At 70.6% G+C, this 16,413-nt stretch carries 14 protein-coding genes and 1 pseudogene; 2 read left to right on the top strand and 13 right to left on the bottom strand.

Annotated elements, in window-relative coordinates:
• The first annotated feature begins 8 nt into the window (after positions 1 to 8).
• Positions 9 to 824, top strand: a complete 816-nt coding sequence (thiD, locus tag IPK81_22840) for a bifunctional hydroxymethylpyrimidine kinase/phosphomethylpyrimidine kinase (protein QQS12294.1) — start codon at positions 9 to 11, stop codon at positions 822 to 824.
• Positions 825 to 1,747: 923 nt separating this feature from the next.
• On the opposite strand, the gene IPK81_22835 is transcribed toward thiD, so the two are convergent.
• Positions 1,748 to 2,491, bottom strand: a complete 744-nt coding sequence (locus IPK81_22835; protein QQS12293.1) for a hypothetical protein — start codon at positions 2,489 to 2,491, stop codon at positions 1,748 to 1,750.
• Between the two features lie 67 nt (positions 2,492 to 2,558).
• Entirely contained in the window at positions 2,559 to 3,428 is an 870-nt protein-coding gene (locus IPK81_22830; GenBank protein QQS15231.1) for an ATP-binding cassette domain-containing protein, read from the bottom strand.
• Between the two features lie 677 nt (positions 3,429 to 4,105).
• Between IPK81_22830 and IPK81_22825 the strand changes: the two are divergent.
• Positions 4,106 to 5,116 (top strand): annotated as a pseudogene (locus IPK81_22825) (IS30 family transposase).
• A 132-nt stretch (positions 5,117 to 5,248) separates the two neighbouring features.
• On the opposite strand, the gene ftsH reads toward IPK81_22825, so the two are convergent.
• From ftsH to ruvB, 11 genes are all read right to left on the bottom strand, one after another.
• Positions 5,249 to 7,180: an ATP-dependent zinc metalloprotease FtsH gene (gene ftsH, locus IPK81_22820; protein QQS12292.1), complete on the bottom strand. Its 1,932-nt coding sequence runs from the start codon at positions 7,178 to 7,180 to the stop codon at positions 5,249 to 5,251.
• 50 nt (positions 7,181 to 7,230) lie between these two features.
• Positions 7,231 to 8,547: a tRNA lysidine(34) synthetase TilS gene (tilS, locus tag IPK81_22815; GenBank protein ID QQS12291.1), complete on the bottom strand. Its 1,317-nt coding sequence runs from the start codon at positions 8,545 to 8,547 to the stop codon at positions 7,231 to 7,233.
• A 72-nt stretch (positions 8,548 to 8,619) separates the two neighbouring features.
• On the bottom strand, positions 8,620 to 9,462 hold the full coding sequence (gene ybgF / locus IPK81_22810; protein ID QQS12290.1) for a tol-pal system protein YbgF: 843 nt from the start codon (positions 9,460 to 9,462) through the stop codon (positions 8,620 to 8,622).
• Positions 9,463 to 9,546: 84 nt separating this feature from the next.
• Positions 9,547 to 10,011 carry an OmpA family protein gene (locus IPK81_22805; GenBank protein ID QQS12289.1) on the bottom strand — a complete coding sequence of 155 codons (465 nt, stop codon included), beginning with the start codon at positions 10,009 to 10,011 and terminating at the stop codon, positions 9,547 to 9,549.
• A 248-nt stretch (positions 10,012 to 10,259) separates the two neighbouring features.
• A complete protein-coding gene (gene pal, locus IPK81_22800) occupies positions 10,260 to 10,718 on the bottom strand; it encodes a peptidoglycan-associated lipoprotein Pal (protein QQS15230.1) in 459 nt (152 codons plus the stop codon).
• 183 nt (positions 10,719 to 10,901) lie between these two features.
• On the bottom strand, positions 10,902 to 12,200 hold the full coding sequence (tolB, locus tag IPK81_22795; GenBank protein ID QQS15229.1) for a Tol-Pal system protein TolB: 1,299 nt from the start codon (positions 12,198 to 12,200) through the stop codon (positions 10,902 to 10,904).
• Positions 12,201 to 12,277: 77 nt separating this feature from the next.
• On the bottom strand, positions 12,278 to 13,297 hold the full coding sequence (locus IPK81_22790; protein QQS12288.1) for an energy transducer TonB: 1,020 nt from the start codon (positions 13,295 to 13,297) through the stop codon (positions 12,278 to 12,280).
• 22 nt (positions 13,298 to 13,319) lie between these two features.
• Positions 13,320 to 13,790 carry a protein TolR gene (tolR, locus tag IPK81_22785; GenBank protein ID QQS15228.1) on the bottom strand — a complete coding sequence of 157 codons (471 nt, stop codon included), beginning with the start codon at positions 13,788 to 13,790 and terminating at the stop codon, positions 13,320 to 13,322.
• A gap of 71 nt (positions 13,791 to 13,861) precedes the next feature.
• Positions 13,862 to 14,668 carry a protein TolQ gene (gene tolQ, locus IPK81_22780; protein QQS12287.1) on the bottom strand — a complete coding sequence of 269 codons (807 nt, stop codon included), beginning with the start codon at positions 14,666 to 14,668 and terminating at the stop codon, positions 13,862 to 13,864.
• Between the two features lie 82 nt (positions 14,669 to 14,750).
• Complete coding sequence (locus IPK81_22775) at positions 14,751 to 15,182, bottom strand: YbgC/FadM family acyl-CoA thioesterase (protein ID QQS15227.1); 432 nt, start codon at positions 15,180 to 15,182, stop codon at positions 14,751 to 14,753.
• A 35-nt stretch (positions 15,183 to 15,217) separates the two neighbouring features.
• Positions 15,218 to 16,306, bottom strand: coding sequence for a Holliday junction branch migration DNA helicase RuvB (gene ruvB / locus IPK81_22770; protein QQS12286.1), 1,089 nt, complete (start codon positions 16,304 to 16,306; stop codon positions 15,218 to 15,220).
• Between the last annotated feature and the right edge of the window lie 107 nt (positions 16,307 to 16,413).

Below are 16,413 nucleotides of genomic sequence, written 5' to 3'. Positions count from 1 at the left end.
GACGATCCATGAAGGGACGCGTGCTGATCGTCGCCGGCTCCGATTCCGGCGGCGGCGCCGGCATCCAGGCCGACATCAAGGCCGTGACCGCGCTCGACGGCTTCGCCATGACGGCGATCACGGCGCTGACGGCGCAGAACACGCTCGGCGTGCACGGCGTGCTGCCGGTCGATCCCGATTTCGTCGCGCGCCAGATCAAGGTCGTGGCGTCCGATCTCGGCGTCGACGCGATCAAGACCGGCATGCTGGCGACGCCGGAGATCATCGAGACGGTCGCCGCCGCGCTGAAGCGACACGCGCCGGGCGCGCCGCTGGTGGTCGATCCGGTGATGGTCGCCAAGGGCGGCCACAAGCTGCTGCGCGACGACGCGCAGCGCACGCTGATCGAGAAGCTGCTGCCGCTCGCCACCGTGGCGACGCCGAACGTGCCGGAGGCCGAGGCGCTGGTGGGCTTCGCCATCGGCGACGAGGCCGCCATGCGCCGCGCCGGCGGGAAGCTGCTGTCGTCGGGACCGCGCGCGATCCTGATGAAGGGCGGCCACATGGAGAGCGGCGACGAGGTCGTCGACCTGCTGGTCACCGCCGACGGCGTCCAGCGCTTCACGCACCGCCGCGTCGCGACGCGCCACACCCACGGCACGGGCTGCACCCTGGCGTCGGCGATCGCCTGCGGGCTGGCGCAGGGCCTGACGCTGGCCGAGGCCGTGGCGCGCGCGCGCGACTACGTGCGCCGCGCCATCGAGACCGCGCCGGGCTTCGGCGCCGGCCACGGCCCGCTGAACCACGCCCACACGGTCGATCCGCACTGGCGTTCGCGCGGCTGAGGCGGCGCCGGACGGCGTGACGGAATCGGCCGATTTTGGCGACCCGCGCCGACGCGCCGGACGATTCCAGAAGCCCGCGAAATCAGCGTCGAAACGCCTTCGCGGGCGCGCCGTCCCCGTTCCGCCGGCGTTTGTATATTGTATTTTGCATACAATATACAAAATGACCGCGGCCCCACTGGATGCCGCGGGTACGATCGTCCGTACCGACCAGATATCGGCGTGTGGCGCCCGCCCGACCGCTCACCTCGGAGTCGACGCGTAACGCGCCATCCCCGCCCGCCCGGCTCGGCGGCGACCGGCCGGGGAACGCGACGCCGGCGGGCGGCGTCAGCGGCGACGACGCGTCCGGCGCGCCCGTCTCTCGCCGCTGAACGGGACGCCGACCGGGGCGTGGACCGCGCGCCGGCGCCGGCGCGGCAGCCCGCGCCGCCCGGCGCCCGGACCCGGAGCGCGTTCGGCGACCCGGTAGGTCGTGGCCGGCGCCTCGGCGACGATCCGCGGCGTCGGCGACGGCCCCCCCGGCCGGTCGAAAGGGCCGGGAACCGATGCGCGGGGCGGCGGGTGAACCGTCGCGCCTCTCGACGCGAAAGGAACCCGCGGTCGGCGATGCATGGTCCCTTCTCCCGGTCCTGCGGGCGGGCCAACGCATACGCCCCATTCCCCACCCTTCTCCTCCGTCCTCGGGCGAGACGGTGCCCGAAGGTACGCCGCGGCAGCCGCGGCGGGATGAGGGGGCGTCGTCTTCACGACGAACACGTCCGCAGCTTCAGCGGCTTCAGGGTCAGGCCTGCAAAGCGGCATTCCTCGCGCGCGACGGCCGGAAAAATTTGCCGTTTTGCAGGCCTGACCCCGTCACCAATCGGGTAGGATCTAAATATCACGGCCACTGCGTCACCTTCGATCATCAGTTACGGTATGCACTACCGCGATGATGCTTCGAGAACCCTTATGTATTCGAGAAACAACCGTCGTTGCGTAGCCCTATCAGCTTTCGGATTGTATCCTCTGTCGTTGTAGGCCATTGACCAAAGAAGCAATCTGATAGTCCTACGCTGATCCGACGTGATCTTGACACGCTCGTCACTAAGGGGAGAGAGGAAAAACGGTCCAGAAAAGAAGAGCAGGACATTGGAGAACTCCTCTGTCGGACATACTCCTCGTTCGTGTGCCTCGGGCGTTCGGAGTGTTATCTGCATGTTTCTTAGCCTCGCATTCTCAGCGGATCCTCGTCCAATCACCTCAGTGGGATCCGCTCCACTTTCTACGATGAGCTGGTCTTGGTCTTTGTTGGCGCTCGCGAAAGTCTCTCCACTGAATATTCTGAACAACACGAAGTTGTTGGCATACGCGTCGTGCCTTGTTATTATAAAGGTAAAGCCAAATAGATTCTCAAGACTTTTTGTAAACTTAACTGCTTCGTCCGCGACTTTTACTGAGCAGGGATGACTTGTATCTAGGTCGATTTCAATCGACAGGTTTTTTTCACGCCAAATCGGTCTTGGTTCAACACTTTCTATAACAGCGTCGTAGGCAGACGCCTTCATTCCGACGGATTTGAAGAGGTCTATTTCAGAAGCGCTGGGCTTTAAGTTTCGAGTTGTGCAGGACACTGAAATTCCTCCCACTATCGCCAGTGCCAACCAGCGAATCTTCGTGGTGCTCACTGGCACAGTGTTTCTCCAAAGCTCGGCCACTCTGAAGCGCCGCGGCTCCATGCGTCTGCGCGTTCTTTCATAGACTTCCTCCTCGATCGTGCGCGCCGCTCTGTCGGTCCACGGCAGGTCGCGGATCTGACTTCCCTGCCTCGCTCAGACTGAGAATCTTGTCGCATATGCGCAACGCCGACTCTCTGTGTGCGATGACGACGACCGTCCGGCCCCTCACGATCTCCGCCATGTTGTCCTGCACGATCGCCTCCGTCTCCGCGTCCAGCGCGCTCGTCGCCTCGTCGAAGATCAGGATGCGCGGGTCCATCAGCAGCGCCCGCGCGATCGCGATGCGCTGACGCTGGCCGCCGGACAGGTTCATCCCGCGCTCCTCGATCTGCGTGTCGTAGCCCTCCGGCATCTGGAGGATGAACTCGTGCGCCCCGGCCATCGTCGCCGCTTGGACGATGCGGTCCATCGACACCGTGCGGTCGGCCAGCGCGATGTTGTCCCGGACGGAGCGGTTGAACAGCACCGATTCCTGCGGCACCACGCCGACCTGCCGCCGCAGCCACGCCGGGTCGATCAGCGCCAGGTCGACCCCGTCCACCAGCACCCGACCCGATTCCGGCACGTACAGCCGCTGCACCAGCTTGGCCAGGGTGCTCTTGCCCGAGCCCGAGGCGCCGGTGATGCCGATCACCTGTCCGGCGGGGATCTTCAGGGACAGCCGTCGCAGCACCTCCGGGCCGTCGGAGCGGTAGCGGAAGGTGACGGCGTCGAACTCGATGTCGCCGCGGATCGGCGGCAGCACGACCCGGCCGGCCTTGTAGGTCGGCTCGGTGGGGGTGTTGAGGATGTCGCCCAGCCGGTTGACCGAGATGCGGACCTGCTGGAAGTCCTGCCACATCTGGCTCAGCCGCAGGATCGGCTGGATCACGTGGTTGGCGAACATCGTGAAGGCGATGAACTGGCCCACCGTCAGCTCGCCGTCGATCACCGCGTGGGCGTGGGCGGCGCGGTGATGCGCGGATGACGTTGCCGGGAGGGCGGGAGCGGACGACCGGGACAGGGCGGCCTCCGGAGCGGCGGTGGCTGCGGCGACGCTATCGGGCCGGCGACGCGGTCGCAAGGCGCGGGTGTGGCGGGTTCGTCATCGCGAGCGGAGCGAGGGATCTTTCCGCCGCCTCAAGATCCCTCGCTGCGCTCGGGATGACGGTATCGCTGTCGGTGGCTCCACGCTTCAAACAGCGCGTCGGACGCTTTGGGGTCAGGCCTGCAAAACGGCATTTTTCGACGAAGGGCGGTCGGAAAATTTGCCGTTTTGCAGGCCTGACCCCAAGGTGATGGCGATGATCGCGCGTGGCCGCGGCGCCGCGCCCCTCATCCGGCGCGAGGCGCCATCTTCTCCCCCGCGGACGGGGGAGGACGCTTTGGGGTCAGGCCTGCAAAACGGCATTTTTCGGCGGCGAATGGGTGGGAAAATTTGCCGTTTTGCAGGCCTGACCCCAGCGCCTTTTCAACGACGCCAACGGCTTGTCCGTCATCCCAAGCGTAGCGAGGGATCTTGTGGCAGCGGAAAGATCCCCCTGAGTTCACAAACGAGGCGCAACACCAGCTTAAGGTGTTGCCATGGGTACACGATACGACCACCTCGACCTCGACGAGCGGTGCGAGATTGCCCGCCTTCGACAAGCCGGCCAGTCGATCCGCCAGATCGCTGCAGCTGTGGATCGCGCGCCATCGACCATCTCGCGCGAGCTGAGGCGCAACAGCGGGACCACGGTCGGCTACAGGCCGGCCTACGCCCAGGAGCAGGCCCGCGCCCGGCGATGGACCGGCTCCCGCCTCGAACGCGACGCGGACCTGCGCGGCCTCGTCCTCGGGCGCCTCGCCCAGGGCTGGTCGCCCGAGCAGGTCGCCGGCCGCCTCGGACGCGAGCGCGCCGCCAGCATCAGCCACGAGAGCATCTACCGCTTCATCCACGCCCAGCGCCGTCGCACCAACGACGCCGCCTGGCGCAACTACCTGCCGCGCCGCAAGCACCGCCGCCGGCCGGCTCGGACGGCGCAAACGCTCCGTCGACGATCTCATCAAGGGCCGCGTCCCCATCGATCTACGGCCCCCGGCGTCGACGGCCGCCGCACCTTCGGCCACTGGGAGGGCGACCTCATGTCGTTCGCCACGCCCGGCCGGACCATCCTCGTCGCCCACGAACGCAAGTCCCGTCTGGTCCTGGCGGCGCACCAGCCCGGCAAGCTCCCCGGACCCGTCGCCGAGCGGCTTCTCGCCCTGGTTCCAGCGGCTCGATCCCCGCCTGCGACGCACCATCACCTTCGACAACGGCACGGAGTTCGCCCGCCACGGCTCGCTCGCCGACGCCCTCGGCCTCCGCGCCTTCTTCTGCGACCCCACAGCCCGTGGCAGAAGGGCGGCGTCGAGAACGCCATCGGACGCCTGCGCGGACGCTTGCCACGCAAGACCGACCTCGACACGATCACTCTCGACCGCCTCGACGCCGCGATTGCCGCCTACAACAACACGCCCCGCAAGTGCCTCGCCTTCAGGTCCCCGGCCGAGGTCTTCTTCCACAAACTGTTGCGCCTCGAATGTGAATCCACACCCTCGCTGCGCTCGGGATGACAGTATCGCTGGCGGCGCCGGTCTGGCTCGTCAGCCCGTTGGTCTGCCTCGCGGCAATCCTCCGCCGCGGTTAGCGGACGGGCGGGCGGCGCCCGCCCCGCTCGACCGGCGGGCGGCGCCCACCCCGCTCCGTCAGGCGCCGGGCTGCGGCGCGGGATCGCCGGTCGGCTCGGCCGCCTTGGCGCCGGCGTCGCTGGTCGGCACCGAGGCGCGGCGGCCCTTGCCGGCGGGTCCGGCGCCGCCGGTCTCGTCGCGCACGATCTTGCCGCCCTCGAGCAGCGTGCGGATCTCCTCGCCCGACAGCGTCTCGTACTCCAGCAGCCCCACCGCGATCTTCTTCAGGTCCTCGAAGCGCTCCGTCAGGACGGCGCGCGCCTTCGCCTCGGCCTCCTCGATCAGGCGGCGGACCTCCTGGTCGATGACCTGCGCCGTCGCCTCCGACACGTTCTGCGTCTGGGTCACGGAGTGGCCGAGGAAGACCTCCTGCTCGTTCGCCTGGTAGCGGACGCGGCCGAGCTTCTCCGACATGCCGAACGCGGTGACCATGCCGCGCGCGGTCTGCGTCGCGACCTGGATGTCGTTGGACGCGCCGGTCGTGACGTTCTCCGCGCCGAAGATCATCTCCTCGGCCAGACGGCCGCCGAACAGGATCGCCAGCCGCGACTCGAGGAAGACCTTGCTGTAGTTGGTGTGGTCGCGCTCCGGCAGCTGCATCGTCACGCCCAGCGCGCGGCCGCGCGGGATGATCGTGACCTTGTGCAGCGGATCGGCCTTGGGCACCGCCAGCGCGACCAGCGCGTGGCCGGCCTCGTGGTAGGCGGTGAGCTTCTTCTCGTCCTCGGTCATGGCCATGGAGCGGCGCTCGGCGCCCATCAGCACCTTGTCCTTGGCGAATTCCATGTCGCCCATGGTCACGAGGCGCTTGCCCAGGCGCGCGGCGCGCAGCGCGGCCTCGTTGACCAGGTTGGCGAGGTCGGCGCCGGAGAAGCCGGGCGTGCCGCGGGCGATCACCTTGGGATCGACGTCGGGCGCGATCGGCACCTTGCGCAGATGGACCTTGAGGATCTTCTCGCGTCCGTTGACGTCCGGGTTCGGCACCATGATCTGGCGGTCGAAGCGGCCGGGACGCAGCAGCGCCGGGTCGAGCACGTCGGGACGGTTGGTCGCGGCGATCAGGATGATGCCCTCGTTGGCCTCGAACCCGTCCATCTCGACCAGCAGCTGGTTCAGCGTCTGCTCGCGCTCGTCGTTGCCGCCGCCGAGGCCGGCGCCGCGATGGCGGCCGACGGCGTCGATCTCGTCGATGAAGATGATGCAGGGCGCGTTCTTCTTGGCCTGCTCGAACATGTCGCGCACGCGGCTGGCGCCGACGCCGACGAACATCTCGACGAAGTCCGAACCGGAGATCGTGAAGAACGGCACGTTGGCCTCGCCGGCGATGGCGCGCGCCAGCAGCGTCTTGCCGGTGCCGGGCGAGCCGATCAGCAGGCAGCCCTTGGGGATCTTGCCGCCCAGCCGCTGGAATTTCTGCGGGTCCTTCAGGAAGTCGACGATCTCCTCGAGCTCGCCCTTGGCCTCCTCGATGCCGGCGACGTCGTCGAAGGTCACCCGGCCCTGCTTCTCGGTCAGCAGCCGCGCCCGGCTCTTGCCGAAGCCCATGGCGCCGCCGCGGCCGTTGCCCTGCATCTGGCGCATGAACACGATGTAGACGCCCACCAGCACCAGCAGCGGCAGCCAGTTGATCAGCGCCGAGCCGATGTTGACGCCCTCGTCCGGCGGGCCGGCGTCGATCTTCTCGACCTTGCCGCGCAGACGGTCGACCAGGCCGGGATCGTTCGGCGCGTAGGTCGAGAAGGTCTGGCCGGTCTTGGTCCGGCCGCTGATCCGGTTGCCCTCGATGCGGACGCTCTCGACCTGGTCCGACTCCACGCGCGACAGGAAGTTGGAATACGACCACGCCTCGACATTGCCGCGCCCGACGCCGCTCTGGAACACGGTGTAGAGCAGCGCCAGCAGCAGCAGGATGACCACCCAGAGGGCGGCGTTGCGGTTGAAGAGGTTCACTGGGGCCTGTTCCGGACGGTTGGATGCCAATTCAATAGCTTATACCCGATTCAAGAGGCGCCGGGCACAGATTTCGTCCGCTCTATTTGGTCGTCCGGCGCGGCGATGCAAGGGACGAACGGCGCGCCGGCGGCCGGTTGCCGGGGTCGGAAGCAGACGGATGGCCCGGCGCCCGCTTCCGGAACGCCGCGGCCGCCCTCGATGTCCACGCCGCCGACCCGCGACACCGGCCCCAGCCCGGCCGTCAGCACGGCCAGTCCCGGCGTCGCCGGCCATGCCTCGGCAATGGGTCGCGCCAGTCCGACGACGGGTGCGCCCGCCGAGGGGGAGAGGTCCGCCGCCGACCGCGTGAAACGTCCGTCGGTCGCGCCACCGGCCTCGCGCGCGACCAGCCAGCCGCCGCCCCGCCAGACGACTCGGCATCCACCGACGGTCAGCCCCGTCGTCGTACCGGCGCGACGCAGCGCCGCCGCGGCGCGTTCGATCCGCGGCAGCCGCGGCGCATGTTCGGCGCCGGCGACCGCGACGACCAGCCGCGCCAGCACGCGCGCGGCGACCGGCGCGTCAAGCGCCGCGAACGCGCCGGCGTCGACATAGGCGCCGCCCAGCGGATGCAGCCACGCGCAGCCGGCCATCGCCGCGGCGACCCTGGCGTCCATGCGGGCGCGCTCGAGCGCCAGCCGTCCGACACGGCGCAGCACCACCACGCGCGGCGCCGGCAGCCCGTCGCGCCGCAGCTTCGCGCGCGCGAAGCGCGGATCGGCGTTGCTGGGATCGTCGAGCCACGCCTGACCGCGCCCGAGAAGGGTGGCCGTCAGCCGCGCCCGCGGGACGGGCAGGAGCGGACGCAGCAGCCGCGCCCCGGGCCGCTCGACCACCGCCGACATGCCGGCCAGCCCGTCGGGCCCGCTGCCGCGCGCCGCGCGCAGCGCGTGGGTCTCGGCCTGGTCGTCGGCCTGGTGGGCGGTCAGCAGATGCAGCGCGCCGTTGTCGACGCACCAGCCGAACAGCAGCGCGTAGCGCGCGTCGCGGGCGGCCGTCTGGATCCCGGTGCGCCGCGGCGGCGACGGCCGCCATGCCAGCGTCTCGCAGGCGATGCCGCGCGCCGCCATCCAGCCGCGCACCCGCGCCGCCTCGTCGGCCGATTCGCGCCGCAGCCCGTGGTCGACGACGAGCGCCACGATGTCGCCGCCGCGGCCGCGCGCCCATTCGCGCGCCAGCAGCGCCAGCGCCAGCGAGTCGCGGCCGCCCGACACGGCCACGGCGAGCAGCGGATGGCGTTCGAACGGCTCGAACGGCCGCATCAGCGCCGCGAACTCGGCGGCGGCGACGGGCGTCGCCGATGTCCTCGATGTGGCGCCGGGCATGCGCCGATGATGCCCCCGCCGGCGCGCCCGCGGAAGCGGCGCGCGAGGCCCCGGCGCCCGCGACGTCGCCGATCAGCCGCAGCGGCTGCGTTGGCGCTCGGCGGCGACGCGGCGCTTCAGCACGTCGTTGGCGTTGGGATAGACCTGCGGGAACTGGCCGTAGACGACGCAGGCGTCCTCGGATTTGCCGGTCGCCTGCAGCGACATGCCGAGCTTCAGCAGGTTGTCGGGCCCCTTCGGGCTGGTGCGGTAGTTCTTGTAGCCGTTGGCGAAGGCCGCGGCGGCGGCGGCGTAGTCGCGGCGGATGTAGTGGGTCTCGCCCAGCCAGTACTGCGCGCTGCCGGCCAGCCCGTGGCGTGGAAAGCGCGTCAGGAAATCGCGGAAGCCGCGCTCGGCGCCGGCGTAGTCGCTGTTGCCCATCGCCGAGAGCGCGGTGTTGTAGGTCTGCTCCGGCGTCCCCGTCCCGGCGGTTGGCGGCGGTGGCGGCGGTGGCGCCGGCGGCAGGCCGGCGCCGCCCGGCGGCGGGATCACGGCGCCGCCGAGGGGCCGCGTGTCGGTGACCTGTCCCCGCGACAGCCCACCGGGGGCGGCGGGCGGCGTCACGTAGGCGCCGCCGGCCGGCGGCCGCGGCGCGGCGCCACCCGGCGGACGGGCGCCGCCACCCTTGCCCTCGAGCTCGCGCAGGCGGAAATCGTAGTCGGCCTGCTGGCGCTCCATCTGCTGCTGGAGCTGCTGGACCTGGTTCTGCAGGCGCTCGACCTGGCCGGTGAGCTGGGTGATCAGGCGCTCCATCTCGATGAAGCGCTCCTCCGTGCGGTAGGTCCCCTGCGCGGACGCCGGCGCGGACGCGAACGACGCCGCGGCCGCCGTGGCGAGGCCGGCGGCGAGGAACCCGGCTCTGACGATTCCGTTCATGGTGGACTCCGGACCGTTCCGCGCGGGGCGCGCGGAAACCCACTATCGACAACGCGCCGGCGGCGATCAAGACGCCGCGCGGCGTCAGCGCAACGTCGTCACGGCGCGGCGGTTGCGCGACCACGAGCCCTCGTCGTTGCCGACGATCTCCGGCCGCTCCTTGCCGAAGCTCACGATCCTGAGCTTGCCGCGCGCCACGCCGCCGGCGGCGAGGAAGTCGCGCGCCGCGGCGGCGCGGCGCTCGCCCAGCGCGATGTTGTACTCGCGCGTGCCGCGCTCGTCGGCGTGGCCCTCGATCGTCACGACGGGGTAGCGCTCGCCGTACTGCTTGAGCCACGCCGCCTGGCGCGTCAGCGTCTCGCGCGCCACCGGCGTCAGCGTCCAGCTGTCGAGCTCGAAGAACACGCGGTCGCCCGCGGACTGCATGAAATGCTCGGGCGAGCCCGGCGCCGCCGTGCCGGTGGCGCCGCCCGGCGCCTCCGGCGTGGCGCCGCAGGCCGCGACCGCGAGAAGCGCCGGCGCGAGGCCGAGAATCCGTCTGCGTTGCATGGTCGATCTCTCCATGGGAGCCGGCGTTGCGACGTCCGGCGCCCGCCACGCTGGCCGCGGAATGGGCCCGACGTCCGGCGGAACGGCGGCGAAACCGGGGCGCTTGGACCGCTGGTCGAGATTCGCCGCCCGTGTTGCCGGCCGGCCACGCCACGCTCGCCCCGGGCGGAGCCACGCCACGCTCGCCCCGGGCGGAATCGAAACGGCCCGCCTCGCGGCGGGCCGTCGTCGGCGGGATGCCGGGAATTCTACTGCGGCACGGTCACGGCGCGGCGGTTGCGCGACCAGGCGCCCTCGTCGCTGCCGACGATCTCGGGACGCTCCTTGCCGTAGCTGGTGGTCTTGAGCTTCGCGCCGGAGACGCCCTGGGTCGCGAGGTAGGCGCGCGCCGCCGTCGAGCGTCGGGCGCCGAGCGCCAGGTTGTACTCGCGCGTGCCGCGCTCGTCGGCGTGGCCCTCGATCATGAACGTGCCGTAGCGGTCGCCGTACTGCTTCAGCCACGCCGCCTGCTTGTCGAGCGTGGCGCGGGCGTCGGTGGTCAGGGTCGACTGGTCGGTCTCGAAATAGACGCGGTCGCCGGCGACCTGCTGGAAGTGGGCGAGCGATCCCGGTGCCGCCGTGGCCGTGGCGCCGCCGGGCTGGGCCGGCTCGGTGCTGCTGCACGCCGCGACGAGAAGCAGCGCCGCCAGCGCCCCGATGATCCGCATCCGCATTGTCGTTCTCCCGCGCGCCCGCCGCGTGGCGGCCGCTTGATCGCGTTCAAGAAAGACCGGAAACCGCGGGGAATTCGCATCCGCGCGCGACCGGCCGGCGCTTCGGCCATGATAGACAGCGCCTCCCCGCCATACAAGGCGACGCGGCGCCGGCGCAATTGACCGTTTACTCGACTCCTACTGCGGAATCAGCGGCGACCACGCCGGATCCGACGCGTCGGTCGGCGTCGGCACGGGCCGCAGATTCTGTCCGGTCATGTCGACCATGTACAGGCGCACCGCGCCGGGACGGCCGCCGGCGTTCGGCGCCTGGCGGAAGAACATCAGGAACCGCCCGTTGGGGGCCCAGGTCGGCCCCTCGTCGAGATAGCTCGACGCCAGGATGCGCTCGCCCGATCCGTCGATCCGCATGACGCCGATCGAGAAGCTGCCGCCGTCCTGCTTGGTGAAGGCGATCAGGTCGCCGCGCGGCGACCAGACCGGCGTGCTGTAGCGCCCGGACCCGAAGCTGACGCGCCTGCCGTCGCCGCCGCCCGAGCCCATGATGTAGATCTGCTGGCTGCCGCCGCGGTCCGACGCGAACACGATCTGCGAGCCGTCGGGCGAGTAGCTCGGCGAGGTGTCGATCGAGGGATGGTTGGTCAGCCGCGACATCGAGCGCGACCGGACGTCCATCGAGTAGATGTCGGAGTTGCCGTCGGCCGACAGGCTCATCACGACGCGGTTGCCGTCGGGCGAGAAGCGCGGCGCGAAGGTCATGCCGGGAAAGTTGCCGAGCAGCTCCTGGCGGCCGGAGTCGACGTTCATGACGTAGACCTGCGGCGCGCCGGAGGCGTACGACATGTAGACGACCTCCTGCAGGGTCGGCGAGAAGCGCGGCGTCAGCACCAGCGCGCGGCCGTCGGTCAGGAAGCGGTGGTTGGCGCCGTCCTGGTCCATGATCGCCAGCCGCTTGACGCGCGCGGTGCCGGGGCCGCTCTCGGCGACGTAGACGACGCGGGTGTCGAAGAATCCGCCCTCGCCGGTGATCTTCTTCCAGATCTCGTCGGCGACGATGTGCGCGATGCGGCGCCAGTTGGCGGACTGCGTGAAGTACGAGCGCCCCACCGCCTGCGCGCCGGCGGCCACGTCCCACAGCCGGAACTCCACCCGCAGCCGGCCGTCGGCCTGCTGCGTGGCGGCGCCGGTGACCAGCGCCTGGGCGTTGATCGCCATCCAGTCGCGGAAGCGCGGCGCGCGGTTCGGATCGGTGATCTTCTCGATGAACGCGGCCTTGTCGATCGGCCGGAACAATCCGGAGCGCTCGAGGTCCGCGGTGATGACCTGCGCGATCTGCGCGCCGACGCCCTCGCCGACGAAATCGGTGACGGCGATCGTCACCGGCTCGCTGTTCGGCCGCGTCACGTCGATGACGGGCAGGCCGCGCTGCTGCGCGACCGCCGACGACGCCACGGCGGCGGCGGCGGCGCCGGCCATGGTCGCGGCGGCGCCGCGGCGCGTCAGGATGCCGGGTCCGGCTTGGTCCATCGGGATTCCCCTCGTTCTACGGCCGATCACAACATGTCCCGCGGATCGAAACGGAACACGAAACGCTTGAGCTGATCATACTTGCCCGCCGGGAAAGGCAAAGGCTGGCAACGCGGATTGAGCACGGCGCGCTGCGCGGCGTACGCGAAGGCGCCGTAGGTGGCGTCGCGCTGGGCGCGGCCCTCGTCGGCGATCTTGACCGCCGACACCGTGCCGTCGGGCCGCATGTCGACGACGATCTCGACCACCTGCTGGGCGGCGTCGCGGGCGCCGGCGTTGACGTTCCAGCACGGCCGCACGCGGTCGGCCATCGCCGCCGTCTCGCTCGCCGTCAGCTTGGCGGCGAACGCCGTGGCGGTCTGCGGCGCGCGCGCCGGCGGCTGCGGCGGCTGGCGCGACTCCGGCGTCTGCGGGCCCGGCGGCGTGCGGCGGTTGTCCTGCTGCGTGGCGGTGCTGAGGATGTCGTCGAGCGTCTTGCGCGGCGGCGGCGGCTTCTGCGCCGGCTGCGCCGGAGGTTGCGGCGGCTTGGGCGGTTCGGGCTTCTTGACCTCCGGCTTCGGCGGTTCCGGCGGCTTGGGCGGCTCCGGCTTCTTGACCTCGGGCTTGGGCGGTTCGGGGATCGGCTTCAGCGACTCGGCGTCGGGCTGCTTCGGCGTCTCGACCTTCGGCGGTTCCGGCTTCTTGATCTCCGGCGGCTTCGGCGGCGTCGGCGGCGGCGTCACCGTCGCCTGCTGCGTCTCCGGCGGCTTCGGCTCGGGCTTCGGCGCCGAGTCCTGGGTGCGCGCCGGCGGCGGCGGCGTCGGCTCCTCGCGGACCGGCAGTTCGCGCGGCTGCGGCGGCGGCCGCGGACCCACCTTGGGCGCCGCCGACATCTTGGCGATCTCCTCGGGGTCGACCACGGGGACGTCGAGCGGCAGGTCCTCGGGACGATGGCTGGTCAGCGCCGGCAGGCCGAAGATCGCGACCACGAGCAGCACGACGTGCACGCCGCTGGAGATCACGGCCGGCGTGCGGAAATCGTCGTCCCTCGTGTCGCGTCCGCGCATCGGCGCTCCGCTCCCGCCCCGCTCAGTTCTTGCGCGCCGGCGTCGACGGCGCCGCCGGAGCGGCCGCCTTCGGCGCGGCGCCGCCGGCCGGCGCCGCCGCCGGCTTGCCGCCGCCCGACATGTCGGCGACCAGCGCCGCCTTGGTGAAGCCGGCGTTGCGGATCGCGGAGAACGCCTCCATCACGCGGCCGTAGTTCACGGTCTGGTCGGCGCGCACGAAGATGCGTTCCTCCGCCTTCTCCTTGCTGATGGCCTTGAGCTTGGCGACCAGCTCCTCGACGTCGTACTTCGTCTCGCTGTCCTGGCCGATGTACAGAGATCCCGACTTGTCGACGGTGATGACCACGGGCTGCTGCTGCGAGGTCACGGGATCGGCGGTGATCTTCGGCAGGTCCACGTTGATGCCGACGTTGAGCAGCGGCGCCGAGATCATGAACACGATGAGCAGCACCAGCATGACGTCGACGAACGGCGTGACGTTGATCTCCGACATCGGCGTGTAGACGCGGCGGCGGAAACGGCTGCCGCCGCCGGTCTGCATCGCGCCGCCCATCTTGACGGCCATCAGCCCTGCTCCTCGAGCTGCCGCGACAGGATGGTGACGAACTCCTGCGCGAAGTTCTCGAGGCGCTGGCCGTAGCGGCCGATCTCGCTGCTGATCTTGTTGTAGGCCAGCACCGCCGGGATCGCGGCGACGAGGCCGAGCGCGGTGGCGAACAGCGCCTCGGCGATGCCCGGCGCGACGACGGCGAGCGACGTGTTCTTGGACGCCGCGATCGAGCGGAACGACGTCATGATGCCCCACACCGTGCCGAACAGGCCGACGAACGGCGCCGCCGAACCGGTCGACGCCAGCACCGTCATCCGCTTCTCGATCGCCTCCATCTCGCGCTGCACGGTGACGGCCATCACCTGCTCGATGCGCGCCTGCAGGTTCTGGCGGGCGCTGATCGTGGTGGCGAGGCCCTTCGACAACGACCGCCGCCATTCCCGCATCGCGCCCGAGAACACGCTCGACAACGGCTCGTCGGGCTTCGAGCCGATCCGGTCGTAGAGGTCGTCGAGCGAGACGCCCGACCAGAACGTGTCCTCGAACGCCTCGGCCTGGCGGCGCAGCCGGCGCATCTTCAGCGTCTTCTCGATGATGATGGCCCAGCACCACACCGACGCCAGCAGCAGCAGGATCATCACGAGCTGGACGACGAGGTGGGCGTGCAGGAACATGCCGACGAACGACACGTCGACCGAACCCGCCGCCGAGGTCAGGGGACCCGCTATGGCCGGACCGGTGCCCGGCGGCGGCGGCAGCGTCGTCGACGGCACCGGCGCCGGAGCGGGAACGGCCTGCGCGAGTTGTATCAGGGGATCCATCGAAACTCCGATGCTTCGGTTAAGGACTAAGGGCCGAATATGGCGCCAACGCGGCGGCTCATGTGGCAATTACGCAACACGGTCAAGGGTTTGGCGCGGCCGCCTCAGACACGGGCAGGTGCCGGAGCAACGCCGCGCGGGCGTCGGTCGGCAGGCGCACGGGTCTCCCGTCGGAGCCCATGCAGGCCATGGTCAATGTCGCGTCACTTAGCAGCGGACCGGTTCCGGCGCCATCGGCGAGTCGCAGGCGCTGGACCAGATCGACCGAGGCGCCTCGCAACGCGGCGACCGTGGTGACGACCTCCAGCGCGTCGTCGAGCCGGCCGGGCCGGAGGTAGTCGATCGCCAGCCGGCGGACGGTCCAGTTGACCCCGGTGCCGGCGCGGAACGCGGCGAGGTCGTGCCCCAGCGTCCGCAGCAGCTCGGTGCGGCCGCGCTCCATGTAGCGCAGGTACGACGCGTGGTAGACGACGCCGCCGGCGTCGGTGTCCTCGTAGTAGACGCGCAGCGGCAGCACGTGCGGGGCCGCGCGTGGCGACGCCGTCGGCGTCACGTCGCGTCCTCCCCGCCGCCGCCTCCGGGCGCCGCGGCGCCGTCGACGCGGTCCAGCAGGTCGAGCTGCGAGCGCGCCGATTTCGGCATCCGCATGCCGATGTGGCGCCAGCCGCCCTCGGCCAGCACGCGGCCGCGCGGCGTGCGCATCAGCAGGCCGAGCTGCATCAGATACGGCTCGATCACGTCCTCGATGACGTCGCGCTGCTCGCTGAGCGCCGCCGAGATCGTCTCGACCCCGACCGGTCCGCCGCCGTAGCTCTCGGCGATCAAGGCCAGGTAGCGCCGGTCCATCATGTCGAGGCCGAGACGGTCGACCTCCAGCCGCGTCAGCGCCGCGTCGGCCGCCTTGGCGTCGATCACCGCGGCGCCGGCGACCGACGCGAAATCGCGCACGCGGCGCAGCAGCCGGTTGGCGACGCGCGGCGTGCCGCGCGAGCGGCGCGCGACCTCGGTCGCGCCGTCGTCGGTCAGCGTGACCGACAGCACCCGGCTGGCGCGGCGCACGATCGTCTCGAGCTCCTCCGCGGTGTAGAAATCGAGCCGCAGCGGGATGCCGAAGCGCTCGCGCAACGGCGTCGTCATCAGGCCGGAGCGCGTCGTGGCGCCGACCAGAGTGAACGGCGGCAGATCGATGCGCACGGAGCGCGCCGCCGGACCCTCGCCGATCATGATGTCGAGGTGGAAATCCTCCATCGCCGAGTAGAGGATCTCCTCGACCGCCGGATTGAGGCGGTGGATCTCGTCGATGAAGAACACGTCGCCACGCTCGAGGTTGGTGAGCATCGAGGCGAGATCGCCGGCCTTGGCGATCACCGGCCCCGACGTGGCGCGAAAGCCCGCGCCCATCTCCTTGGCGACGATCTGCGACAGCGTCGTCTTGCCCAGCCCGGGCGGGCCGTGGAACAGCGTGTGGTCGAGCGGCTCGCCGCGCGCGCGCGCGGCGGAGATGAACACCTTGAGGTTCTCGCGCACCTGCCGCTGGCCGACGAAATCGTCGAGGATCTGCGGCCGCAGCTTGAGCTCGGCGGCGTCCTCGTCGCTGCGGGCGCGCGAGACGAGGCGGTCGGCGTCCTTGGCGGTCATGGGGACGGGCGCGATTTCGGTTTCATTTGGTCCGTCTTGCGACAGGACTGAGGGTCGCGCTTTCTAACACGCGCCGCCGCGGGCGCATAGCGGCGCACCCGCAGGCC

The organism is Rhodospirillales bacterium (assembly GCA_016699855.1).
Lineage (GTDB): Bacteria > Pseudomonadota > Alphaproteobacteria > Reyranellales > Reyranellaceae.
This window is presented reverse-complemented; position numbering and strand designations above follow the sequence as displayed.